Genomic DNA, 23690 nt, shown 5'->3' on the forward strand with positions numbered 1-23690 from the left:
TTATCTCAGCTGAGCGACCCAAATGTTCGTCGAGTACGGAATCTGGATCGAAGGCGTCTTCAGGCCTTTCAGGTAGTCGTCGATGGCGCTGATCACTTCGTGGAAGTTCGCACCGGCCTGACGCTCCAGCGTGGCGTGGGAGCGCCAGGCTTCCAGGCATTCTTCGATGCTCTGCTCGTGAATGACACGGGCATCCAGATGCACGACCGGGCCGAACAGTTCGCTGGCGTCGATCACGGCCGTCTGGTCTTCGCGACGGGTGCCGTAGCCGTAACCCGGTACACGTTCCTTGATGATGGCTTCGATCCGGGCCTGGATCGGGTCTTCAAGATTGCGGTGGTTCCACATGCAGGCGAACCAGCCACGAGGCTTGAGAATGCGCGCGGTTTCCTTGAGGGCCTGCTGGCGGTCGCAGACGTTGAACGAGCTGCCGAAAGTGACCATGTCGAACGCCTGGGTCGCTTGCCCGGTCGCTTCGCCGGTGCCTTCGTGCCATTTGACATTGCCCAGCTCGGCGGTGCGCTTGATGCCGTTGGCACGCATCGCATCGTTGGGCTCCACGGCGGTGACGTCCAGGCCGCGAGCGGCCAGCATCAGCGTCAGATGAGCAACACCGGCGCCGACGTCACAGAACTTGTCACCCTGTTCGGCGCCCGCGATCGAGAGCATCGCGTCGATGGCGGCATCGGCGTAGTCAGGACGCTTCAGATAGGCGTCGGCCAGGGTGGTGTAATCCCATTCGGTTTTCATACCAGATTCCTTGTATAAATTTTATTGAGTAAATCGTCTGCCAGGCTTTGCCCGGAGCGCAGGGGGTCGAATTCAACCAGCCAGTCCGCCGCTTGCGGTTCATCAACGGGCAGGTCAAGTCCGGCAACGTTGTTCAGTTCACCGGCATGAAACCGGCGGTAGATGCCCTTGGGGTCCCGGCGGCTGAGCTCCTCCACCGGTACTTTCAGGTAAACCTCGAAATAACCGGGCAGATGGGCGCGGTTCCACGCATGAACTTCACGAAACAGCGAGATCGTTGCGATCACCACGGTGTGGCCTTGAGCCGCGATCATTCGGCAGAGATGGGCGTATTGCATGGCCAGCGCAAGTCGACCTTCACGGCCATGGTTCTGCGAGTTGGCAGCAGTGGCGCCGAACACCTCGCGCAGCTCATCGCCATCGAGCATAACAACCGATTGGCCATTGCTGCGCAGACGGGCAACGAGCTCACCGGCCAGCGTTGATTTGCCGGCACCTGAAAGGCCCGTAATCCATATCACCTGAGCGCGAGGGTCACATTTCATAGCATTCTTGTCAGTGTTCCGTGTGGGTATCTGGCGTTAAACCTTGAAGCAGGGTTAGCGCGGTTTATCTGTGTTCAGTCGCGTTCTTTGATGTTGCCAAAGGAGTCGATGGTTGACTGGCAGAACATCGAGTCATGTTTGTTCTCGATCAAGTCATGAAACACATCCTGCGGTAACGGCAAGTTGTGGTACTGCGTTTCGTAGAACTTCTTGTATATAAAATAATTGTCGTCGGGGGACATCAGACTGAAACCCAGTGCCAGCTCTTTTAGTTCGTCGCCGTTTTTCGCGATGGGCAGCAGGTTATTCATCTGTTGCAGCCAGGCGTCGACAATCGGATTGCATTCATCTGAGGTCGGAACGTAATAGATTGGCAGCTTGCACGAGTTGAGCATGAACGAAACGCCACCGGTCGAGGCATCGGTAATGATGGTATCGCACTGCTGGTAGAAAACCGTGCTGCTGGTGCCTGGCTTGTCTATGGTGATCCAGTCATACACAGAGAGCTGCTTGCACAGGTCCTTCAGGGTTGGATGCTCGAGGTCGGCCATGTACGGACGCAGGATGAACCGGGCATGTGCAATCTGTGACCTGACGGCATTGATCACGGTTTGCAGGTTTTCGTACAGCGACGCGCCACTTGGGCAAATACCCAACTGGGTCGGCAGCAGCCCGACAACGTAGTCCCCCGATGTCCTGTTCGACACGGGAGCGGACTCGAAGAACCGGGGAACCTTGATTGGCAACGTCGCGACCGGACTTGTCTTGCGCATGTCGGTGCGCAATGCAATGCCATCGGCAATCAGGGATTTCAGGGCTTTTCTGTCGGGTCTGTAGCGTTGCAGGCCGGTTTTGATCAGGTCAAAACCTGATCGGGACGAAGCAATGACCACGTCCCAGTAAGACGTCAGTTCGGCATAGTAATACTTGTCCCTGGTCGGCATTCCGATATTGCCGTGGGTCATGAAGATGCCAAAGTTTGAATCGTCGAGCACGCGGCCAACCCAGGCATCGTTTGAAATGACGATTTGTGATTCCAGGTTCGAGATCACCTCTACGCCTACTTGCTGAACCGGGTAGTCGAGGATCTCTTCTGCCTCTTGTCTGCTCAGCCCCGTCTTGTCTGTTTGCAGGACGATGCAGTTGTAAGTGTTGCGCAGGGCATCAAGTGCAGGGATCAGGTATTCGAGGTATGTTTTGCCGCCACGGGTGACATTGCTGATCAAATAGACGTTTTTCATTATTGACTTGTGCTTATAAAATTTGCCGTGGCAAAACAAGTTGGGTCGGCTGGCGCGCGTTGACAATTAACTGGTTGATATTGTCTTGGCGTATTAGCCATTGAAAATCTGTCATCGGCAATTATTTTGAATCTGCCGTTTCATGACGATTTTAATTGATCAAATATATTGCGCCCGGTGGGCTGAAGAGATCTTTTCCATGATGTGCCGCCTCCATTTTATATTGCTTTAAAGTTTGAGCTTTTAACTAAAAGCTCTGGTGCCTGATTAAGAGCGCCGTCGTTATATCACATCTTGGCTAATGGCTATCAGCGTGTGCGGACTTTATTTTCAGACGGCGGAGATCTCCGGTTAGCAGCCTGTCCATCCTGTCATTGCGTTGCCGGGCGATACTGAAGTGCTTCGGCCAGATGCGCGCGCGAGATGGCATCAACCTTCTCTATATCGGCCAGTGTCCGTGCAACCTTGAGCAGTCGATGTGCCGAGCGCAGCGAGAGGGTCAGCCGTTCACACGCGGATTCCAGCCACTGTTCATCGGTTGTGGATAACTTGCAGTGTCTGCGCAACCCCGGCAGATCCAGAAACGCATTGGCGCAACCTTGACGCTTTTGCTGTCGCTCCCGTGCTTCGGCGACCTGTGTCGCGGCACTGGCGCTGTCCTCGCCGGGCTTCATTGTCGGGTTCAATGCAGTGGCTTCCCGTGCAACGGTCAGGTGCAGATCGATCCGGTCCAGCAACGGCCCCGACAGCTTGTTGCGATAACGCTGCACCATGTCCGGGGTGCATGAGCAGCGGCCCGTTGGCTCGCCCAGATATCCACAAGGGCATGGGTTCATTGCCGCAACCAGTTGAAAGCGTGCGGGGAAGCGCACTCGATCCTTTGCGCGCGCGATGACGATATGCCCGGACTCCAGAGGTTCGCGCAGAACCTCCAGCACCTTGCGATCAAACTCCGGCAGTTCGTCGAGAAACAGCACGCCGTGGTGGGCGAGGGTGATTTCGCCGGGCTGAGGTTTTGAACTGCCACCGACCAGTGCCGGCCCGGACGCCGAATGGTGAGGTTGGCGAAAGGGTCGTTGCGGCCAGTGGGTGAGCGGGGCGCCACTGGCGACCGACTGAATCGCAGCCACCTCCAGCGCTTCACTCTCGGTCAGAGGCGGAAGCAATCCCGGCAATCGGCTGGCCAGCAACGTCTTGCCCGTTCCCGGTGGCCCGCTGAGCAGAAGGTTATGCGCGCCCGCCGCCGCTATCAGCAGCGCGCGCTTGGCGGCCAATTGACCCTGAACTTCATTCAGGTCGGGATAGGGGCTCGCGGCATGGATCAATCCGTCCGAAACATAAGGTTCGATTGGCGCATGCCCATTGAGATGCGCCACTGCCTCGAGCAGATGATCCACGGCGATCACCCTCAGTCCCGATGCCAGACACGCCTCCTCGGCATTCGCCCGCGGCACCATCAAAGTCCGCCCGACCTTGCGCGCCGCCAGTGCCGCCGGCAGCACACCGCGCACCGCCCGCACTGCGCCGGATAATGCCAGCTCACCCAGACATTCCACGTCATCCAGCGTCAACGTCGGCACCTGAACACTCGCCGACAGAATCCCCAGCGCAATCGCCAGATCGAACCGCCCGCCATCCTTGGGCAAGTCCGCCGGGGCCAGATTCAACGTGATCCGCCGCGCCGGAAACTGCAGCCCGGAATTGATGATCGCGCTGCGCACCCGATCCTTGCTCTCTTTTACCGCTGCCTCCGGCAGGCCGACCATAGTCAGCGAGGGCAAACCATTGGCCAGATGGACTTCGACGGTGACGGCGGGAGCATCCACGCCAATCTGGGCGCGGCTGTGGACGATGGCGAGGGACATGGTCGTTCCTTGGATTGAATCGGGGGCCGCTTCCTGCGGGTTTTTTAAGGGTAGTCGGGGAGGAGGGAGTTGAAGGGACAGTTGCCTGGGCAAAGCTTCACTGGATGTTGCCGGAATCGAAATGACTAGTCTTCAGGCGTAAAAAAACCGCCTTGAGGAGGCGGTTTTTAGTTGCAGGCTTCGGTGAGGCCAAGGCCTGCGCATCCTTAGTGGACACACTCACGTTCGCTGAGGGTATGCAGGTTTGCTTCTTAATGCAAGCGTCAAAGCCACTTGGCGCCCATCAGAACATGACGTGTCAGATAAGCCGGGAAAACATGCTTTATGGCTTGATACAACTTGTTTAAATGCATTTTGAAGGACTGCAATACCATCCGCTGCGACGATGCCCACTCATGGAGTGTTCACGGAGTGTGGCCGGGAGCGTAAAAATTTCATGTCCCTCGACACGGTGTGAGACCCGTGCCGGTGCTTTTTCGGGGGATCCACACCCGGCCGCCTTGGTGGGCACACTCACGTGTAGTCCCGAAGGTGTTCGTACGCCGGAAAGAGCATCGGAGGTTTGGCCCCACGCAAGGAGGGCCAAAATATGTCTAAGTTTCTTAAACATATGTGGCGCCTCGTCAGGATCGCGCTATGGGCTTTTCGCCTGTACGAGATTGTGCGAGACCGTTGGAATAATTCGCTGTAGGAATTGAGCCGACGGAAACCGTTCCTGCCTCGGCAGGAGCGGTTTTAGCTTCTTGTCTCACTCAGCCGGAGGCGTCAGCTTCGCTTCCATCTCCGCCACCTTCGCCTCCAAGCTCTCAAGCCGGGCGCGAGTGCGCGCCAGTACCACCATCTGACTATCGAATTCTTCCCGGCTCACCAGGTCCAGTTTGCTGAAGGCGCTTTGCAGCAGCATCTTGAACTGGCTTTCGATTTCGGCTTTTGGCAATGGCGTGTCGCCGCTGAACAGGCGGGAGGCGGTGCCGCTCAGGGCGTCGAGGAAGTCTTTGGGCGCGAGCATGGGATATGTCCTGGAAACAATGGCCGGCAGTGTATCACGCAGTGTCTATAGTCATTCGCGCGGGCCGGGATGCACGCTTTTCGCGCAAAAGGACGAACGGCCGCGCACCGTTGTTGTGCGTATCCCGTGTGCCATTTCGGTGATGGCATCTTTGGCCGCGGCCAAGGGATTGAAATCAGGGGATTTTGGCGAGATGGCAAGCTTTCTGCTTAGTCGGTAGTGACCCATGCACTGATGCAGTCGCTGTGACGAATGCAGTGCGCCGGACGGGACGGGGAGTTTCGTCGGGAGCGGTTAGCTGGCGTCAGTCGGGCGGGTAGGGCCGACGATGCGTTACAAAGCCAGGCACTGCGCTTAGACTTGAGTCGGGTTTGTTTTCCTGGGGCAAGTCCACCAATTCGGGAGAGAGTTTCATGAAGCTAGTCACTGCCATCATCAAGCCGTTCAAGCTGGACGACGTGCGCGAGTCGCTGTCCGAAATCGGCGTGCAGGGCATTACCGTAACTGAAGTCAAAGGCTTCGGCCGGCAGAAGGGTCACACCGAGCTGTATCGCGGCGCGGAGTATGTGGTCGATTTTCTGCCCAAGGTGAAAATCGACGTTGCCATCGACGACAAGGATCTGGATCGGGTTATCGAGGCGATAACCAAGGCTGCCAACACCGGCAAGATCGGTGACGGCAAGATCTTCGTGGTCAATCTGGAACAGGCGATTCGCATCCGTACCGGCGAAACCGATACCGACGCGATCTAAGCGCCGCCACAAACCCAACGCCCCAGGAGAAAACAATATGACTCTGCGTAAATTCGCAGGGCTAGGCGCCCTGTTGTCCATCGTAATGCCCGGCCTGGCTTTGGCGGCAGATCCGGTGGCGCCTCCAGTCCTCAATTCCGGCGATACTGCCTGGATGCTGACCTCGACAGCCCTCGTGCTGTTCATGACCATTCCGGGCCTCGCGCTGTTCTACGGCGGCATGGTGCGGTCGAAAAACATTCTTTCCGTGATGATGCAGTGCTTCGCCATTACCGGCCTGGTCACCATCCTGTGGTTCATTTATGGCTACAGCATGGCGTTCGACACCACCGGGATGGAAGCCAACGTCGTCAACTTCAACTCCTTCGTCGGCAGCTTCGGCAAGGCCTTCCTCGCGGGCGTTACGCCGGCCAGCATTACCGGCCCGACGGCGATGTTCCCTGAAGCGGTATTCGTTACCTACCAGATGACCTTCGCCATCATCACCCCGGCGCTGATCGTCGGTGCCTTCGCCGAGCGCATGAAGTTCTCCGCGATGCTGGTGTTCATGGGCGTCTGGTTCACCCTGGTTTACGCGCCGATTGCGCATATGGTCTGGAGCGGTCCGGGTTCGCTGTTGGGTGACTGGGGCGTGCTCGACTTCGCCGGCGGCACCGTGGTGCACATCAACGCCGGTATCGCCGGTCTGGTGGCGTGCCTGGTACTGGGCAAGCGCAAAGGCTTCCCGACCACCCCGATGGCGCCGCACAACCTCGGTTACACCCTGATGGGCGCGGCGATGCTGTGGGTCGGCTGGTTCGGCTTCAACGCAGGTTCCGCTGCAGCCGCCAACGGCACCGCCGGCATGGCGATGCTGGTTACTCAGATCGCAACCGCCGCCGCTGCACTGGGCTGGATGTTCGCCGAGTGGATCACCCACGGCAAACCGAGTGCGCTGGGTATCGCGTCGGGCGTGGTTGCCGGTCTGGTGGCAATCACTCCGGCGGCCGGCACCGTGGGCCCGATGGGCTCGCTGATCATCGGTCTGGCTGCCGGTGTGGTGTGCTTCTTCTGCGCCACCAGCCTGAAACGCAAACTCGGTTATGACGACTCCCTGGACGCCTTCGGCGTGCACGGTATCGGCGGTATCCTCGGCGCAATCCTCACCGGTGTGTTCGCTGCTCCGGCGCTGGGTGGTTTCGGCACCGTTACCGACATTGCTTCCCAAGTGTGGATTCAGTGCAAAGGCGTCGGCTTCACGGTGATCTACACCGCGATCGTCACCTTCATCATCCTCAAGGTACTGGATGCCGTGATGGGGCTGCGCGCTACCGAGGAAGAAGAATCGGTGGGCCTGGACCTGGCACAACACAACGAGCGCGGCTACAACCTGTAAGTACGCGCCTCAAAAAAACTTGCCCGGTTCGCCGGGCATTTTTTTGTCCGGAATTTGTCATCCCTGATGTGGCTGAATGGATTTTTCGTACTGCTTTGGTCGTGTTTACGACGGGTGTTTTTCTACGGCCAATGGCTTACATCATTGAAGGAATATTAGGGCCTTTGTTTTTTTTCAGAGCGCGCTAGAATGCGCCCCGAACGTGCGGAGAACTGTATGTGGCAACAGACTCTGATAACCCTGCGGGCACGGCCCCGGGGCTTTCATCTGGTAACGGAAGAGTTGCTCGCCGGACTGCCCGAACTCAAGGCATGCCGGGTCGGTCTGTTGCATTTGTGGCTACAGCATACCTCGGCGTCGTTGACCATCAACGAGAACGCCGATCCGGCGGTACGTCGCGACTTCGAACGATTTTTCAATCGTCTGATCCCACAAGGAACAGACGGCTATGAGCATAACGACGAAGGCCTGGACGACCTCCCGGCGCACTTCAAGGCCAGCGTGCTGGGCTGTCAGATCAGTTTGCCGGTAACGGCGGGTCGACTGGCACTGGGCACCTGGCAAGGCGTTTACCTGGGCGAGCACCGCGATCATGGCGGTGCCCGTAAAGTCCTCGCCACCTTGCACGGTGAAGGGGCATAAACCGTTGGTCACCAATGGTTACCGATTTTTTTACGGCGACTTTCGACAGTCGCCAAAGCTGGTCTATAACTAATCTGCTTTTCGCAAGTCATGAGGTAGAACATGAGCGACGATGATCTGGAAAACGACGACCTCGAAGTAGGCGACGAAGACGAGGCCGAGGAAGGCCTGGAAGCAGCAGCGGAAGACGTTGCTGACGACGATGGCGGTGACGATACGCCGGCCCCGGCTGCCAAAGGCAAGGCCAAGGCTGCGGTGTCGGTAGACGAGTTGCCGAGCATCGAAGCCAAGAACAAGGAGCGCGACGCCCTGGCCAAGGCCATGGAAGAGTTCCTTGCCCGTGGCGGCAAAGTGCAGGAAGTGGAGGCCAACGTGGTCGCCGATCCGCCCAAGAAGCCGGACAACAAGTACGGCAGCCGCCCTATCTGAGGCGTGCCGCTTGCTTGCTGAAAAAGCCCGCCGTCGCTGCGGGCTTTTTCATGGGCGAAAGAAAACTAGCCGAGACTGTTCCAGCGAGCGAGCACGGCGGGCAGGTCGGTCAGACTGCGAATCTCGGCATCCGGCAGGCGCTCCGCTTCCCAGACCTTGCCCGCCGGGTTGAACCAGATCGCACGCAAACCGGCCTGCTGCGCCCCGGCGATGTCGTCCCCCGGATGATCGCCAATATGCACCGCCGCCTCTGCGCTCACGCCACCACGCTGCAGGGCTTCATGGAACAGCCGCGCATCCGGCTTGGCGATGCCGATGTCTTCGGCGCACAGCGCAAACTTGAAGTAGTCCGCCAGCCCGAGGCGACGCACATCGGCGTTGCCGTTGGTGACCACGCCGAGGGCGTAGTGTTTGGCCAGGGTCTCCAGGATCGGCTCGACTTCCGGGAACACCTCGATCTGATGCCGGGCATGCAGAAACACCTCAAAACTTTTGTCTGCCAGCTCCGTCGCTTCGCCGTGGGCATATCCGGACTCTTGCAAAGCATGGAACAGCACTCGCCGGCGCAGCGCGCTGATGCGGTGCTTGAGCCCTGGTTCGCTGCTCAGCACGCGCTCGCGGATCGACCACAGATGTTCCACCGGCACCGCGCCCAGCTTCGGTGCATGGTCGCTCAGCCACTGGCGCAAAACCGCTTCGGCGCTGACGATCACCGGGGCGGTGTCCCACAGGGTGTCGTCGAGGTCGAAGGTGATCAACTGGATGCTCATGAATCGTCGCCTTTCATGCGTTTGGCCCGTGGGTGGGCGCTGTCGTAGACCGCCGCCAGATGCTGGAAGTCCAGGTGGGTATAGATCTGGGTGGTCTTGATGTCCGAGTGGCCGAGCAGTTCCTGCACCGCGCGCAGGTCCTGGGAGGACTCCAGCAAGTGGCTGGCGAAAGAGTGCCGCAGCATGTGCGGATGCAGGTTCTGCCCCAGTTCGCGCTCGCCGGCCAGTTTGACCCGTACCTGAATTGCTCGCGGGCCGAGGCGCCGGCCTTGCTGGCTGACGAACACCGCGTCGTCCGCCGGGTTGGTCAGCGCTCGCAACGGCAACCATTGCTCCAGCGCTTCCCGGGCCTTTTTGCCGACGGGCAACAGACGCGTCTTGCTGCCTTTGCCGAGCACCTGAACCATGCCGTCGGCGAGGTCGAGCTGATCGAGATTGAGCCCGGTCAGCTCCGACAGGCGCAGGCCTGAGGAATAGAACAATTCCAGGATCGCCTGATCGCGTCGGGCCAGAAAGTCGTCCTCGACCGCACCTTCAAGCAGTTGCAGCGCTCGGTCGGTGTCGAGGGTTTTCGGCAGGCGGCGCTCGCCTTTGGGCGGTGCCAGGCCGGTGGCCGGGTCGTGATCGCAAAGGCCTTCGCGATTCAGATAGTGATAGAGCCCGCGCACTGCCGAGAGCAGGCGCGCGAGGCTGCGGGAGGACTGGCCCTGGGCATGCAGGCGGGCGATCAGGCTGCGCAGGCGCTGGATGTCCAGGGCCTGCCAGCTGCCGACGTTCTGTTTGTTGCACCAGCCGAGGACTTTATCGAGGTCGCGGCGGTAGGCCGACAGCGTGTGAGGCGACACCTGCCGCTCACTGCGCAGGTGTTCGCAGTAAGCGTCCAGTTGTCGTTCCATGCTCAGCGTACCGAGCGCAGGGAGCTGTTGACCCGTGGCAGCACGCGGCCCATGACTTCGGCGATGTAGCTGAGGAACAGCGTGCCGACCGAACTCTTGTAGTGCTGCGGATCGCGGCTGGCGATGGCCAGAATTCCGTGGATGCCCTGGTGGCTGACGGCGACCACGGCGGTGGAACCGATCTGCTTGCGCTGCTCTTCGCCGAACAGGAAGTCCAGTTCGTGTTCACGCAGGCTGCCGCTGACGCTCTTGCCTTCGGTGAGCAGGCCGCCGATGGCGGTTTGCGCGTCGGCGTGGGTCACCCAGCGGCCGACCGGCGCCGGGTTGTCACCGAGCAGGATCAGGCTGACGAAGGGCACCTGAAAGTCCTGACGCAGACTGTCTTCGACGCTGATCACCACGTCTTCCAGGGTGGCAGCGTCCATGAGGGCGAGGATCAGGCGGCGGGTCTTGTCGAACAGGCGATCGTTGTCCCGGGCCACGTCCATCAAGTGCGAGAGGCGGTGGCGCATCTCGATATTGCGGTCGCGCAGGATGGACATCTGACGCTCGACCAGCGACACGGTGTCGCCGCGACGATGGGGGATGCGCAGGGACGGCAGCAGTTCTTCGTGCTCGACGAAGAAGTCCGGATGAGCCTCCAGGTACGCGGCAACCGCTGCCGCCTCCAGGCTCTCGGACGCTGTTTCACCGGACTGTCGGGCGGGTACCTGAGGCTTATCGGTCATGGCTTCTGCTCACTCAAAGACGGACTTGTCCTTCGTATACACGCACTGCCGGACCGGTCATCAGCACCGGTTGGCCGGGACCTGCCCACTCGATGGACAGGCGCCCGCCCGGCAGGTCGATCAATAGCGGCGAATCCATCCACCCCTGGCTGATCGCAGCTACAGCAGCAGCACAGGCGCCGGTGCCGCAGGCCTGGGTTTCCCCGGCACCGCGTTCCCAGACGCGCAGTTGTGCGCGATTACGGTCGATGACCTGGAGAAAACCGACGTTGACCCGCGCCGGAAAGCGCGGATGGTGTTCGATCTTCGGCCCCAGCTCATGCACCGGTGCGGTGTTGATGTCTTGCACGCGCAGTACCGCGTGGGGGTTGCCCATCGACACTGCCGCCAGTTCCACCGATGTACCGTCGACGTCGACCTGATAGCTCAGGGCCTGCTCGGTCGCCTGGAACGGAATGTCCGCCGGCACCTGACGCGGTGCGCCCATGTTCACGCCGATCTGGCCGTCGTTACGCACGTCCAGTTCGACGATGCCGCCCTTGGTCTCGACGCGGATCTGCCGCTTGGCGGTCAGGCGCTTGTCGAGCACGAAGCGGGCGAAGCAGCGCGCACCGTTACCGCACTGTTCGACTTCGGAGCCGTCGGAGTTGAAGATCCGGTAACGGAAATCCACATCCGGGTTGCTCGGCGCCTCGACGATCAGCAACTGGTCGAAACCGATGCCGGTGTGCCGGTCGCCCCACATTTTTGCGTGCTTGGGCTGAATGTGCGCGTGCTGGCTGACCAGGTCGAGGACCATGAAGTCGTTGCCCAGGCCGTGCATCTTGGTAAAACGCAGCAGCATGGGGTTACTCCGGCAGCAGGCTTTCGCCGGCAAACAGCTCGGCCACGGTCTCGCGGCGGCGCACTTCAAATACCTGATCACCATCTACCAGCACTTCGGCGGCACGGCCGCGAGTGTTGTAGTTGGAGCTCATCACAAAACCGTAGGCCCCGGCGGAATGCACGGCCAGCAGGTCGCCTTCTTCCAGCGCCAGTTCGCGATCCTTGGCGAGGAAATCGCCGGTCTCGCAGATCGGGCCGACCACGTCGTATTTGCGTGCAGCGGTGTCGCGCGGCTTGACAGCCGTCACGTCCATCCACGCCTGGTACAGGGCCGGGCGGATCAGGTCGTTCATCGCCGCATCGACGATGGCGAAGTCTTTGTGCTCGGTGTGCTTGAGGTACTCGACCTGGGTCAGCAGCACGCCAGCATTGGCGACGATGAAGCGGCCCGGTTCGAACACCAGCGCCAGATCACGACCGTCGAGACGTTCGCGCACAGCCTTGATGTAGTCGGCAGCCAGCGGCGGCTCTTCATCGCGGTAGCGCACACCCAGGCCACCACCGAGATCGATGTGGCGCAGATGGATGCCGCAATCGCCCAGGCGGTCCACCAGATCGAGCAAGCGATCGAGGGCGTCGAGGAACGGTGGCAGGGTGGTCAGTTGCGAGCCGATGTGGCAATCGACGCCGACCACTTCCAGGTTCGGCAGGTGTGCGGCACGCACGTACACGTCTTCGGCGTCGGCGATGGCGATGCCGAACTTGTTCTCTTTGAGACCGGTGGAAATGTACGGGTGGGTGCCGGCATCGACGTCCGGGTTCACGCGCAGGGAAATCGGTGCGCGAACGCCCAGTTCGGCGGCGACTACTTGCAGGCGCTCCAGCTCGTCGGTGGATTCGACGTTGAAGCAATGCACGCCGACTTCCAGCGCGCGACGCATGTCGTCACGGGTCTTGCCGACACCGGAGAACACGATCTTGTCAGGACTGCCGCCGGCGGCCAGGACGCGTTCCAGCTCGCCACGGGAGACGATGTCGAAACCGGCGCCGATACGGGCCAGGACATTCAGGACGCCGAGGTTGGAGTTGGCCTTGACCGCGAAGCACACCAGGTGCGGCATGCCGGCCAGCGCATCGGCATAGGCCCGGTACTGGGCCTCGATGTGGGCGCGGGAGTAGACGTAGGTCGGTGTGCCGAAGCGGTCGGCGATGGCGGACAGCGCCACACCTTCCGCGAACAGTTCCCCGCCACGGTAGTTAAAAGCGTCCATGGCGATCCCTTATTGGTAAACGTCGTGCTTGTGTGCTTTGGACGGCTGCTTTTGCGAAGACTGGGCTTGTGCAGCCGGATCCTGATCTTCATCGGGCAGGTACAGCGGGCCTTTCTGACCGCAGGCCGAAATCAAGCAGGCAAAAGCGACGAGCGAAGCGAGCGCAGCAATGGAAGAGATCAGGCGCTTCATGGCGAAATCCTTGAATATGCGTTAATTGCGCCGGAGTATACCGGCCACCCGGCAGCTTGCCTATGCGACGGAACTCCCGTCCGGCGGGGCTCGGGCTGCGGCGCGGAAAACTTTCCTGCATGACGGGTGCATATTTCGTCGCCGGGCAGGGCGCTTGGTCGTTATCCTTTGCAATCGGCTGGCCGCGACCGTATCTTGCGGCGCTTGAGCCTGATCAGACATTTTTTGAGGTTGCCGCAATGAGTTTGTCCGAAGCCCGTTTCCATGATCTGGTCGATGCCACCCAGCAAGCGCTGGAGGACATCTTTGACGAAAGTGGCCTGGATCTGGACATGGAGAACTCGGCCGGTGTGCTGACTATCAAGTTCGACAACGGCAGTCAGTTGATCTTCAGCCGTCAGGAGCCTCTGCGTCAGTTGTGGCTGGCTGACCGTTCCGGTGGTTTCCATTTCGACTATGACGAGCAGGCCGGCAAGTGGGTCTGCGAGAAAACCGAAGAGCTGCTGGGCGAAATGCTGGAGCGCATCGTCTGGGAGCGCGCCGGCGAAAAACTCGATTTCGACGAAATCTGAGATGACGACCGCGCCACGGCCTGCCAAGCCGCTCTACAGCAACGTCAGCCCGGCCGTGCCTTCGCCGTGCACCGGCGTGTGTCGGCTGGACGAGCAGAAAGTCTGCCTCGGTTGCATGCGCCATGTCGAAGACATCCGCGAATGGCGGTCGGCCGATGACGAGCGCCGCCGGGTAATCTGCGCGCAGGCGATGCAACGCCGGCAGCTCGCCGGAGCGTAGCTTGTATATTTTTTGAGCTGTGATAGTGTCCGGAAACGCCTCAACCCATCGAGGCCTGGTGAAAACCCCGTCTTTTTTGGCGGGGTTTTGCTTTTTTTGTGTGCAGAAGAAAGGAGTCTGCCCGGATCATGACCGCACCTTCCATCACCCTTACCCGTCTGGACGTGCAACGTCTGGAACGCCTGATCGACAGCCTGGATGACTCGCTGCCGGGCGTGATCGCGCTGCAAACCGAGCTGGACCGCGCCGATGCCCTGGTCGGCCACGATGAAGTGCCCGCCGATGTCGTGACGATGAATTCCCGTGTGCACTGTCGCGAAGAAGGCAGTGGCAAGGACTACCACCTGACGCTGGTCTATCCGAAACACGCCAACGCCGACGAAGGCAAAATCTCGATCCTCGCTCCGGTCGGCAGCGCGCTGTTGGGCCTGAAGGTCGGTCAGCATATCGACTGGCCCGCACCGGGCGGCAAGACCCTGAAGCTGACCTTGCTGGAAGTCGAATCGCAGCCGGCCAATGGCGGCGACTTCCCGGAATAACCCTGCCTCAGACCTGCTCGAGCGCTTCGTTCAGAGAGCGTTCCAGGTCGGCCTTGTAACGCAGATACAGATTGCTCGAACTCTGCCCGTCACCGATCACGCCCGACAGGTCCAGGTCGGTGATGTAGCAGCGGTAGCGCTCGGTTTCCCGGCGCTGCCCGACGATTTCCCGGGCGACCACGCTGAACAACTGGTCGCCATGTTCCAGCTCGCAGAATTCCCGCTGATTGCAATACAACGTGACCTGCACTTCGCCCGGTGCGGCTTTGCCGATGATCGCCTGCACGTCGTAGAACGGTTTGTTGACTGGCGTCTGCGGCGCCGGGCGCATTTCGACCCGTCGTGCGCGTCCCGGCCCTGACGGCAATAACTGGTAATACAAGATTTCAAGGTTGGCGGCGTGGTTCGAATCCATGGGCAGCAGCGCTTCGCGCCGGAACTGGATCGATTGCAGGAAGCGCTGCAGCGGCACCAACAGACTTTGCTCGTCGTGATAGGGCAAATGCTGTTGCCACAGTGCGTTGAATTCGTCGAGCACGTACAGCTCGGCCGTTTGCTCGGTGATCCGGTAAAACACCTGAACGCATTCGGGCTGGCCCATTGGCAGGATCAGCGCGAGGTCGTGGTCTTCCAGCGCCATCGGGTCCAGGTGCAGCGGGCTGTAGCGCGGTTGCTCCTCACCGAGGTAATCGAGCAGTGCCGGCAGGGTGGCGAGGGCGACATGGCTGACTTGGCCCGGCACCAGTTCCAGTACGTGATAGTGCTGCTGCACCTGAATCAGGTAGCGGTGATTCAAGTCGCTGAGCAGCAGGTTCTGTGCGGTATCGACGATCTCCTCCACCCGGCGGGCGATGAATTGCGCGCGGTTGTGGCAGAAGCAACGCACTCGCAGCGAGGGCTGCTGCGGTCCGCGCGGCAGGTTGTTGAGGTAATCGCGCAGGCAGTCGAGCAGCGCATGCGGGCCGTCGAAGCGGTTGACCAGCACTTCGTTCCAGCTGTTGAGCGTGACCTGATCGAGGGTCAGCACCAGGTTCTCGCGCACGCCGGCATAGCTCAGGGAGTCCGTGCGTTCGGTGGTCATCAGGATGTTCAGGTCGCGGTGATGCTTGAGCGGATCGACCCCGACATTCACCAGAATCAGCACTTCGCTCGGCACACTGGCGCGCAGCAGCGGCTCTTCGGCAACGGTCGGCAAGGGCAGGGCGATGCTCTGTTGCAGGCTGCCGAGCAAATTGAACAGCTCGAACTCGCTCATGTCGCTGGTGCCGGGGTGCAGGGCCAGTCGGGTGCTGCTGTCGATCACGCCGTTGCGGTGGCACCAGGTCAGCAGTTCCAGCAACTGGCGGCTGCGCTTGATCGGCGCGAAATGTTCCCACTCCAGCGCCGTCAGGCTGCCGTTGTACAGGCCCCACTGGGTTTGCCCGGGTTCCTTTTTGTTCGGCGATTGCACCAGGGTCAGGGTGTCTTCGGCCAGGTCCGGGGCGATGCCGGGGTTGATGAACTCGACTTTGTCGGCCTTGCGTTCGAACGCGGCGTACAGGCGTCGGCCGAGAACGTTGAGATCACGTTTGTTGATCAGGCTGACGGTCTGTTCGGTGCGGGCGAACTGGGTCAGGAAGCGATAGCTGTAATTCAGCTCGTTGACCAGAGCCCGGCGCTCGGCACTGACCTGCCGCACTTTCCACTGGCTGCGGCTGTCGAGCAAAGCCAGTTGCCGCTGGTCCCAGTGCCATTCGCTGGCCAGTCTTTCCAGCAATGAGCGCTGCCAGCTCTGGGTGCGGGTGTTGCCGGTGAGCTTGCGGTTGACCTTGAGGTACAGCGCACGGCGTACCAGTTCCAGGCGCTCGGGTTCATTGCGCGCGGTGAGGTATTCCTCGATCCGGCGGTAAACCACCATGTACGGATCCAGCTCGTCGAGGTCGAGCCGGTTGGCGAATACCGCCTGCTTGAAGCGCAGGCTCAGGCACTGCACCTGCGGATGTTCGCTGGCGTAGACCTCGATCAGCAGCAGCTTGAGCACCGACTTGTAAGGCGACTCGATGCCCTTGAACAACTGCCACAGCCCGGCGCCCACGAACTCGCCCGGCGGAATGTGCGCCAGTGGGCCGAGGTCGAGGGTTTCATCGTTGCGGATGAAACGCTTGGAGATCAGGGTGTGGGTGTACTGGTCGTATGCGCGCTCTTCGTAGACCGGCACCAGCCACCAGATCGGCGTGCGCCCGGCCAGCCAGATCGCCGTGCGGTAGAACTCGTCCAGCAGCAGATAGTGCTGGGTGGTGCCGCAATCTTCGGAGCTGAGCTGGGTATCACGCTCGCCTTTGACGAAACGCACCGGGTCGATCAGGAAGAAATGCGCCTCTGCGCCCTGGCCCGCGGCCCAGGCTTCGAGCAACTGGCATTTTTTGCGCAGTTCGGCGAGTTCGCTGTCGCTCAGGTCGGGTGCGTGGCAGACCCACACGTCCATGTCGCTCTGGTCGGCCTGGGCCAGGGTGCCGAGGCTGCCCATCAGGAACAGTCCGTGAATCGGTCGCGGCGGGTTGCTGCCGTGGCGCGGCTTGTAGGAAAACGAGCGCGTCAGGCGCTGGGCTTCGGCGAGAGCATCGGCATCCGGTTCGTAATTCGACAACCCGGCCGGCGTGCTGCCCGAGACATAACCGGGCAGCAGCGGATGATTGACGTGGAAAAACAGCGGCAACAGGGTCAGCACGCTTTGCTGGCGCGTCGACAGGCCTTCGAGGGCCCGGTTCAGGCGGCCTTCGTTGAGTTTGAGAAAGCGTGCGCGCAGCTGGCTGAGTACCTTGCGGTCGATTCCCTCGTCCAGGTCGGGGCGGATTTCATGGGTGCGGGTCATGTCGACTCAAACCGGCTCGCAGGGCTCGGAGGCAGAGGGTCACGGAATGCGAGGGAGTTTAGCGCCTGTGCAGCGCGAGCATTAAGCTGAATTTGTTTTTTGACGCCAGATTTCCATCGCGCGGTGATGGCGTGCGGCCGGGCTGGCCCGCGGAAATCCCGTGGCGGAGGTTTCCGTGGGCAAAGTCGGGAGGGTCAGGCGGTTTGTTGCTCTTTCAGAATCGTCAGTACGGTCTGCACGTTTTGTGCGGCATCGCGACCGAGACTGGTCAGGTAACCGCCATCAGGCTGGTCTGTCAGTTCTTTTTCAAAGAGGCGTTGTGCAGCAGCAATGTGCTTCGGGGCAGCGGTCTGATGAATTTTCAGACCTTCCTGGGAACTGTCCAGGTTGAAGAGTGCGAGGACTTCCAGTTCGGCAACCAACTCAGGGGTAAGCGACATAAGGACTCCAGACTTTCTAGGAATTGGACGACAGCGCCCCTAAGGTGAACCTGCCGGCGCGGCGTGTCCAGTGTGCGCCAGGGTTTTTGTCTCGGGGGTGGATTCCAGTGTAGTCAGGGGCCGGGGGAAGGCCTGAAGGAAGGGTGACAAATTGTGTGGGAGCCAGGCTGCTCCCACATCGGGTTGCCCGGTTACGGCTTTTCCGGTGGCAACTCAGGCAGGGCGCGAAGGGCCGCTTCGTACCATTCGGTATTGAACGCGCGGTCTTCATCGAGCATGGCGTCGATTTCGTAGGCCAGCACGTGGGCCATCAGGTTCAGGATGTCTTCGCGCTCGTAGCCGACCAGGGTCAGTTTGTTGAACGTGGCCTTGGCTGCAGGCGGGTTGTCGCTTTCGATCTGGTTTTCGATGGCTTCGATCAAAGTGCTCTCGGTGAACTCTTCTTCGTCGTTATCGATGTCTGTCGGCTCGCTCATGGCAGGCTCCTCAAGGAAAGGCGCCAGTTTACCCGCATTCAGCGGCGTGATGCTGCTGGCGGGATTCCCCGGAGCGATCTATAAACAGGCACTGCCCACCCCGCACGGCCTGGAGGCTATGTGATGTTCAAGCTCTACGGATTCTCAGTCAGTAACTACTACAACATGGTCAAACTGGCGCTGCTGGAAAAGGGCCTGCCGTTCGAGGAGGTCACCTTCTACCCGACGCCAACGCCGGAATCTCTGGCCATCAGCCCACGCGGCAAGGTGCCGGTACTGGGGGCTGAAGGTGGCTACATCAATGAAACGATGGTGATGCTCGAATACCTCGAAAGCACCCGGACGGGTGTTCCGCTGCTGCCGGCCGAGCCGTTTGCGCGCGCTCAAGTGTTGGCGGTGGCCAAGGAAATCGAGCTGTATATCGAGCTGCCGGCCCGGGCCTGTTACGGCGAAGCGTTCTTCGGCGCGGCGCTGCCGGAGGCGATCAAGGAGAAGACCAAGTCTGAATTGCTGCTGGGTTTTGCGGCGCTGGGCCGCCACGGCAAGTTCGCCCCGTATGTGGCGGGCGACAGCCTGAGCATCGCTGACCTGTACTTCCTCTACAGCGTGCCGCTGGCGGCTGCGGTGGGGCACAAGCTGTTTGGTCTGGATCTGCTGGCGGACATGCCGAAGGCCAAGGCGTTGCTGGAGCGACTTGAGCAGAATCCGCATGTGCAGAAGATTGCAGCGGACAAGGAAGCGGCGATGCCGACATTTTTGGCGATGATCGCAGCCAAAAAATAGAAATTTGTTCTGAAGCGAGTTCGCGGGCAAGTCGATGATTCGGCTTGCCCGCGATGCTTTTAGCGGCTGGCGATCAATGCCTGACCGCGAGCAACGGCAGCCTTGACCTGCGCCGGCGCAGTGCCGCCGATGTGGTCACGGGCATTCACCGAACCTTCCAGGGTCAGCACGGCAAACACGTCCTGCTCGATCTGGTCGCTGAACTGACGCAGTTCTTCCAGGCTCATTTCCGCCAGATCCTTGCCGGTGTCGACGCCGTACTTCACGGCGTGGCCGACGATCTCGTGGCAGTCACGGAACGGCAGGCCACGGCGTACCAGATAGTCGGCCAGGTCTGTGGCGGTGGAGAAACCGCGCAGCGCCGCTTCACGCATGATCGCGTGTTTCGGTTTGATCGCCGGGATCATGTCGGCAAAGGCACGCAGCGAGTCGCGCAGGGTGTCGGCGGCGTCGAACAGCGGTTCCTTGTCTTCTTGGTTGTCCTTGTTGTAGGCCAGCGGCTGGCCTTTCATCAGGGTCAGCAGGCCCATCAGGGCGCCGAACACACGGCCGGTCTTGCCGCGTACCAGCTCCGGTACGTCCGGGTTTTTCTTCTGCGGCATGATCGAGCTGCCGGTGCAGAAACGGTCCGGCAGATCGATGAACTGGAACTGCGCGCTGGTCCACAGCACCAGCTCTTCGGAGAAGCGCGACAGGTGCATCATCGCGATGCTGGCGGCCGAGCAGAATTCGATGGCGAAGTCACGGTCGGACACGTTGTCCAGCGAGTTGCCGCCGACAGCGTCGAAGCCCAGCAGTTGTGCGGTGTATTCGCGGTCGATCGGGTAGGTGGTGCCGGCCAGCGCGGCGCTGCCCAGCGGCATGCGGTTGGTGCGCTTGCGGCAGTCGACCAGACGCTCGTAGTCGCGGCTGAGCATTTCGAACCAGGCCAGCATGTGGTGCCCGAAGGTCACGGGCTGGGCGGTCTGCAGGTGGGTGAAGCCCGGCATGATGCTCGCGGCTTCACGCTCGGCCTGCTCCAGCAGGCCTTTTTGCAGGCGGGTGATCTCGGCCAGGATCAGGTCGATCTCGTCGCGCAGCCACAGACGGATGTCGGTGGCGACCTGGTCGTTGCGGCTGCGGCCGGTGTGCAGCTTCTTGCCGGTGATGCCGATGCGGTCGGTCAGGCGTGCCTCGATGTTCATGTGCACGTCTTCGAGGTCCACGCGCCAGTCGAACTGGCCGGCCTCGATTTCGCCCTGGATGGTCTTCAGGCCATCGATGATGCTGTCGCGCTCGGCATCCGTCAGCACACCGACCTTGGCCAGCATGGTGGCGTGGGCAATCGAGCCCATGATGTCGTGGCGATACAGGCGCTGGTCGAAAGTGACGGAGGCGGTGAAGCGGGCGACGAAGGCGTCGACGGGTTCACTGAAGCGGCCGCCCCAGGACTGATTGGTCTTGTCAGTGCTCATGAATTCGCTCGTATCGGCTTGAAGAAAGAAGGCGTGAAACGCTGGCGCGGATAATAACAGGGTTGCCAATCCTGTCGTTGACACTGGTCGATACGTTTTTTTCTCATCTCTGCGTTCATAGTCGCCGCCGGTTCCGGGGGATTTGCGCAAGGATATTTTCCGATTGAGCAATATCGGCCCGACGAGCGTCTACAGTAGGACTAAGGGTCGGCACGACTGTGGATCGTGCAAAGGTCTGGTCGCCGACTATAAGAAGAGAGGGGTGGGTGTTTTGACCATCGGCATACCCTGCGTAAAACGCAGACAGACGCGAGCTTCGAGGGGTGCGTCCCGGGTGTCGGCAAATATTGCCGGCCGACGTACGGCACTTTTTGGCGCTCGCGCTAGTCTTAGCGTGGATCGCGGTGACGGACGTCACTCCACTTGTCTACGCTATCCTTGTGCGAGACTCACGCAGGAATCCAGCGCAATATGAATGTCCTGATCGTTGATGACGAACCACTGGCCCGCGAGCGCCTCGCCCGAATGGTGAGCGAGCTCGAGGGCTACACAGTCCTGGAGCCCAGCGCCACCAATGGCGAAGAGGCGTTGGCACTGATCGACAGCCACAAGCCGGATATCGTGCTGCTCGATATCCGCATGCCGGGCCTCGACGGCCTGCAAGTGGCTGCCCGGCTGTGCGAACGCGAAACCCCGCCCGCCGTGGTGTTCTGCTCCGGTATCGATGAATTTCCCTTGGAGGCCCTGCAGGCCAGCGCCGTGGGCCATGTGGTGAAACCCGTGAGAACCGAACATCTGCAGGAAGCCCTGAAAAGGGCCGAACGTCCGAATCGGGCTCAGCTATCGGCCCTGACCCGTCCCGCCGCCGAAAGCGGCAATGGCCCGCGCAGTCATATCAGCGCCCGCACCCGCAAAGGCATCGAACTGATCCCGCTGGATCAGGTGGTGTATTTCATTGCCGATCACAAATACGTGACCCTGCGTCACGAAGCCGGTGAAGTGCTGCTGGACGAGCCGCTCAAGGCGCTGGAGGACGAGTTCGGCGAGCGCTTCGTGCGGATCCACCGCAATGCGCTGGTCGCCCGCGACCGCATCGAGCGCTTGCAACGGACGCCGCTGGGCCACTTCCAGTTGTTCCTCAAGGGCCTGAACGGTGACGCGCTGATCGTCAGCCGCCGCCATGTGGCGGGCGTGCGCAAGATGATGCAAGGGCTTTAGCCCGAGGGCGTCGGGCGGTTTACTATTCTCTTCACCAGGCATTGCCGGCCAGGGAGGCCACGCCGTTTCTGATTCAGGTCAAAGTGGATTTGGCTGAGCTGTTATTATCCGCCGTATCTATTCAGTACGGATTGATCCATGTCCTCTCGCGAAATCCGCATCGCCACCCGCAAAAGTGCACTGGCCCTCTGGCAGGCCGAATACGTCAAAGCCCGTCTGGAAGCAGCCCACCCGGGATTGCTGGTGACGCTGGTGCCCATGGTCAGTCGCGGCGACAAGCTGCTCGATTCCCCCCTGTCGAAAATCGGTGGCAAGGGCCTGTTCGTCAAGGAACTGGAAACCGCGCTGCTGGAAAACGAAGCCGACATTGCCGTCCATTCGATGAAAGACGTGCCGATGGACTTCCCCGAAGGCCTCGGCCTGTTCTGCATCTGCGAACGCGAAGACCCGCGCGACGCCTTTGTCTCCAATACTTTTTCCAGCCTTGATGCGTTGCCGGCCGGCAGCATCGTCGGCACGTCCAGCCTGCGTCGCCAGGCACAGTTGCTGACCCGTCGTCCGGACCTGGAAATCCGCTTCCTGCGCGGCAACGTCAACACCCGTCTGGCCAAGCTCGATGCCGGCGAGTACGACGCGATCATCCTCGCGGCGGCCGGTCTGATTCGCCTCGGTTTCGAAGATCGCATCACTTCTGCGATCAGCGTCGACGACAGCCTGCCGGCCGGTGGCCAGGGCGCAGTCGGTATCGAATGCCGCAGTGCCGACACCGAAATCCATGCCTTGCTCGCACCTTTGCATCACGCCGATACGGCTGACCGTGTGAGCGCCGAACGTGCCCTCAACAAACATTTGAATGGCGGTTGCCAGGTGCCGATCGCCTGTTATGCCGTGCTCGAAGGCGAGCAATTGTGGCTGCGTGGCCTGGTCGGCGAGCCGAGCGGCGGCAAGCTGTTGAGTGCCGAAGCCCGGGCGCCGCGCTCTGACGCTGAAGCGCTGGGCGTGCAAGTCGCTGAAGATTTGCTGCGCCAGGGTGCCGACGACATTCTCAAGGCTGTCTACGGCGAGGCAGGTCACGAGTGACGACCTGGCGCCTGCTGCTGACGCGCCCCGCTGACGATTGCGAGGCGCTGGCCGAGATGCTGGCCGGGCAGGGGGTTTTCAGCAGTTGCCTGCCGCTTTTGGAAATCGCGCCGCTGCCGGTCTCTGACACAATGCGCCAGACGTTCGCCGGGTTGTCGCGCTACAGCGCAGTGATCGTGGTCAGCAAACCGGCGGCGCGCATCGCTGTGCAATTGATCGATGCCGTGCCGGCCATGCCCTGGTTCAGTGTTGGCGCAGCGACGGCGCAGATTCTTCGAGATCGGAGTCTCGATGCGCATTGCCCCGACGAAGGCGATGACAGCGAAGCCTTGCTGCAATTGCCGCGTCTGCTCGAGGTCGTTGCACAGCCCGGCGCACAGGTGTTGATCCTGCGCGGAGAGGGCGGTCGGGAGCTGCTGGCCGAGCGCCTGCGCGCGCTTGGTGCTAGTGTCGAGTATCTGGAACTGTACCGCCGTGACCTGCCGGACTATCCGCCGCGGGAACTGCCCCGACGGATTGAGGCGGAACGCCTGAACGGGCTGGTGGTCAGCAGTGGACAGGGTTTTGAGCACCTGCGTCAATTGGCCGGTGATACATGGCCGGCGCTTGCGCAGATGCCGTTGTTTGTTCCAAGCCCAAGGGTCGCCGAGCAGGCACGTGCCGCCGGGGCCCGAACAGTTGTGGATTGTCGCGGCGCCAGTGCCGCGGCCTTGCTGACGGCGTTACGGGAGCATCCCGTGCCCGTTCTCTAATGCAAAGGATGGATA

General features: G+C 60.9%; 26 protein-coding genes. 11 read left to right on the forward strand and 15 right to left on the reverse strand.

Features of this window, described 5'->3' with window-relative positions; all coding sequences use genetic code 11:
* The 5 genes from ACKLNA_RS08940 to ACKLNA_RS08960 form a co-directional block, all read right to left on the reverse strand.
* Entirely contained in the window at positions 1-750 is a 750-nt protein-coding gene (locus ACKLNA_RS08940) for a class I SAM-dependent methyltransferase (RefSeq protein WP_408985658.1), read from the reverse strand.
* Positions 747-1295, reverse strand: a complete 549-nt coding sequence (locus ACKLNA_RS08945) for an adenylyl-sulfate kinase (RefSeq protein WP_367255190.1) — start codon at positions 1293-1295, stop codon at positions 747-749. Before ACKLNA_RS08945 ends, ACKLNA_RS08940 begins: the two co-directional genes overlap by 4 nt.
* Before the next feature lie 74 nt (positions 1296-1369).
* Positions 1370-2536, reverse strand: a complete 1167-nt coding sequence (locus tag ACKLNA_RS08950) for a hypothetical protein (RefSeq protein ID WP_408985659.1) — start codon at positions 2534-2536, stop codon at positions 1370-1372.
* Between the two features lie 371 nt (positions 2537-2907).
* The gene (locus ACKLNA_RS08955) at positions 2908-4401 is read right to left on the reverse strand and encodes a YifB family Mg chelatase-like AAA ATPase (protein WP_408985660.1); all 1494 of its coding nucleotides are present in this window, start codon (positions 4399-4401) and stop codon (positions 2908-2910) included.
* A gap of 748 nt (positions 4402-5149) precedes the next feature.
* Positions 5150-5410, reverse strand: coding sequence for an accessory factor UbiK family protein (locus tag ACKLNA_RS08960; protein ID WP_007920416.1), 261 nt, complete (start codon positions 5408-5410; stop codon positions 5150-5152).
* Positions 5411-5823: 413 nt separating this feature from the next.
* On the opposite strand from ACKLNA_RS08960, the gene glnK reads away from it, so the two are divergent.
* The 4 genes from glnK to sutA all read left to right on the forward strand — a co-directional run bounded on the left by glnK (position 5824) and on the right by sutA (position 8608).
* A complete protein-coding gene (gene glnK / locus ACKLNA_RS08965) occupies positions 5824-6162 on the forward strand; it encodes a P-II family nitrogen regulator (protein ID WP_002555808.1) in 339 nt (112 codons plus the stop codon).
* Positions 6163-6199: 37 nt separating this feature from the next.
* Positions 6200-7537, forward strand: coding sequence for an ammonium transporter (locus tag ACKLNA_RS08970; RefSeq protein WP_408985661.1), 1338 nt, complete (start codon positions 6200-6202; stop codon positions 7535-7537).
* A gap of 216 nt (positions 7538-7753) precedes the next feature.
* Positions 7754-8179 carry a secondary thiamine-phosphate synthase enzyme YjbQ gene (locus ACKLNA_RS08975; protein ID WP_085708920.1) on the forward strand — a complete coding sequence of 142 codons (426 nt, stop codon included), beginning with the start codon at positions 7754-7756 and terminating at the stop codon, positions 8177-8179.
* Between the two features lie 102 nt (positions 8180-8281).
* Positions 8282-8608, forward strand: a complete 327-nt coding sequence (sutA, locus tag ACKLNA_RS08980) for a transcriptional regulator SutA (RefSeq protein WP_007964546.1) — start codon at positions 8282-8284, stop codon at positions 8606-8608.
* Positions 8609-8673: 65 nt separating this feature from the next.
* Here sutA and ACKLNA_RS08985 read toward each other — a convergent pair whose 3' ends face one another.
* The 6 genes from ACKLNA_RS08985 to lptM are packed head-to-tail and all read right to left on the reverse strand — an operon-like array spanning position 8674 to position 13290.
* Positions 8674-9378: an HAD family hydrolase gene (locus ACKLNA_RS08985; RefSeq protein WP_408985662.1), complete on the reverse strand. Its 705-nt coding sequence runs from the start codon at positions 9376-9378 to the stop codon at positions 8674-8676.
* A complete protein-coding gene (xerC, locus tag ACKLNA_RS08990) occupies positions 9375-10274 on the reverse strand; it encodes a tyrosine recombinase XerC (protein ID WP_085708922.1) in 900 nt (299 codons plus the stop codon). The genes ACKLNA_RS08985 and xerC overlap by 4 nt, the downstream gene beginning before the upstream one ends.
* A gap of 2 nt (positions 10275-10276) precedes the next feature.
* Positions 10277-11002 carry a DUF484 family protein gene (locus ACKLNA_RS08995; RefSeq protein WP_114886291.1) on the reverse strand — a complete coding sequence of 242 codons (726 nt, stop codon included), beginning with the start codon at positions 11000-11002 and terminating at the stop codon, positions 10277-10279.
* 13 nt (positions 11003-11015) lie between these two features.
* Entirely contained in the window at positions 11016-11846 is an 831-nt protein-coding gene (dapF, locus tag ACKLNA_RS09000; protein ID WP_408985663.1) for a diaminopimelate epimerase, read from the reverse strand.
* 4 nt (positions 11847-11850) lie between these two features.
* Positions 11851-13098: a diaminopimelate decarboxylase gene (lysA, locus tag ACKLNA_RS09005; protein WP_260521491.1), complete on the reverse strand. Its 1248-nt coding sequence runs from the start codon at positions 13096-13098 to the stop codon at positions 11851-11853.
* A 9-nt stretch (positions 13099-13107) separates the two neighbouring features.
* A complete protein-coding gene (gene lptM / locus ACKLNA_RS09010) occupies positions 13108-13290 on the reverse strand; it encodes an LPS translocon maturation chaperone LptM (RefSeq protein WP_119426778.1) in 183 nt (60 codons plus the stop codon).
* Positions 13291-13529: 239 nt separating this feature from the next.
* Between lptM and cyaY the strand changes: the two genes are divergently transcribed.
* The 3 genes from cyaY to rnk all read left to right on the forward strand — a co-directional run bounded on the left by cyaY (position 13530) and on the right by rnk (position 14621).
* A complete protein-coding gene (cyaY, locus tag ACKLNA_RS09015; protein WP_114886277.1) occupies positions 13530-13862 on the forward strand; it encodes an iron donor protein CyaY in 333 nt (110 codons plus the stop codon).
* Position 13863: 1 nt separating this feature from the next.
* On the forward strand, positions 13864-14082 hold the full coding sequence (locus ACKLNA_RS09020; protein ID WP_085708928.1) for a DUF1289 domain-containing protein: 219 nt from the start codon (positions 13864-13866) through the stop codon (positions 14080-14082).
* A 128-nt stretch (positions 14083-14210) separates the two neighbouring features.
* Positions 14211-14621: a nucleoside diphosphate kinase regulator gene (gene rnk, locus ACKLNA_RS09025; protein WP_408985664.1), complete on the forward strand. Its 411-nt coding sequence runs from the start codon at positions 14211-14213 to the stop codon at positions 14619-14621.
* Between the two features lie 7 nt (positions 14622-14628).
* Here rnk and ACKLNA_RS09030 read toward each other — a convergent pair whose 3' ends face one another.
* The 3 genes from ACKLNA_RS09030 to ACKLNA_RS09040 all read right to left on the reverse strand — a co-directional run bounded on the left by ACKLNA_RS09030 (position 14629) and on the right by ACKLNA_RS09040 (position 18388).
* Entirely contained in the window at positions 14629-17472 is a 2844-nt protein-coding gene (locus tag ACKLNA_RS09030) for a class I adenylate cyclase (protein ID WP_408985665.1), read from the reverse strand.
* Between the two features lie 194 nt (positions 17473-17666).
* Positions 17667-17912 (reverse strand): TIGR02647 family protein, encoded by a 246-nt coding sequence (locus tag ACKLNA_RS09035; RefSeq protein WP_007951883.1) that lies wholly within the window; start codon positions 17910-17912, stop codon positions 17667-17669.
* Positions 17913-18103: 191 nt separating this feature from the next.
* Complete coding sequence (locus ACKLNA_RS09040; protein WP_408985666.1) at positions 18104-18388, reverse strand: hypothetical protein; 285 nt, start codon at positions 18386-18388, stop codon at positions 18104-18106.
* Between the two features lie 123 nt (positions 18389-18511).
* Between ACKLNA_RS09040 and ACKLNA_RS09045 the strand changes: the two genes are divergently transcribed.
* A complete protein-coding gene (locus tag ACKLNA_RS09045; RefSeq protein WP_408985667.1) occupies positions 18512-19171 on the forward strand; it encodes a glutathione S-transferase family protein in 660 nt (219 codons plus the stop codon).
* A gap of 59 nt (positions 19172-19230) precedes the next feature.
* Here the strand turns inward: ACKLNA_RS09045 and argH are convergent, their stop codons facing one another.
* On the reverse strand, positions 19231-20625 hold the full coding sequence (gene argH, locus ACKLNA_RS09050; protein ID WP_103368168.1) for an argininosuccinate lyase: 1395 nt from the start codon (positions 20623-20625) through the stop codon (positions 19231-19233).
* 471 nt (positions 20626-21096) lie between these two features.
* Here argH and ACKLNA_RS09055 point away from each other — a divergent pair, with 471 nt between their 5' ends.
* The 3 genes from ACKLNA_RS09055 (at position 21097) to ACKLNA_RS09065 (ending at position 23675) form a co-directional block, all read left to right on the forward strand.
* Complete coding sequence (locus ACKLNA_RS09055; protein WP_085708933.1) at positions 21097-21843, forward strand: LytTR family DNA-binding domain-containing protein; 747 nt, start codon at positions 21097-21099, stop codon at positions 21841-21843.
* A gap of 138 nt (positions 21844-21981) precedes the next feature.
* Positions 21982-22923: a hydroxymethylbilane synthase gene (gene hemC, locus ACKLNA_RS09060; protein WP_248739857.1), complete on the forward strand. Its 942-nt coding sequence runs from the start codon at positions 21982-21984 to the stop codon at positions 22921-22923.
* Positions 22920-23675 (forward strand): uroporphyrinogen-III synthase, encoded by a 756-nt coding sequence (locus ACKLNA_RS09065; protein ID WP_408985668.1) that lies wholly within the window; start codon positions 22920-22922, stop codon positions 23673-23675. The genes hemC and ACKLNA_RS09065 overlap by 4 nt, the downstream gene beginning before the upstream one ends.
* The last annotated feature ends 15 nt before the right edge of the window (positions 23676-23690 follow it).

The sequence above is a fragment of the Pseudomonas sp. UV AK001 genome (assembly GCF_046097675.1).
In the GTDB taxonomy this organism is placed as follows: Bacteria; Pseudomonadota; Gammaproteobacteria; order Pseudomonadales; family Pseudomonadaceae; genus Aquipseudomonas; species Aquipseudomonas kribbensis.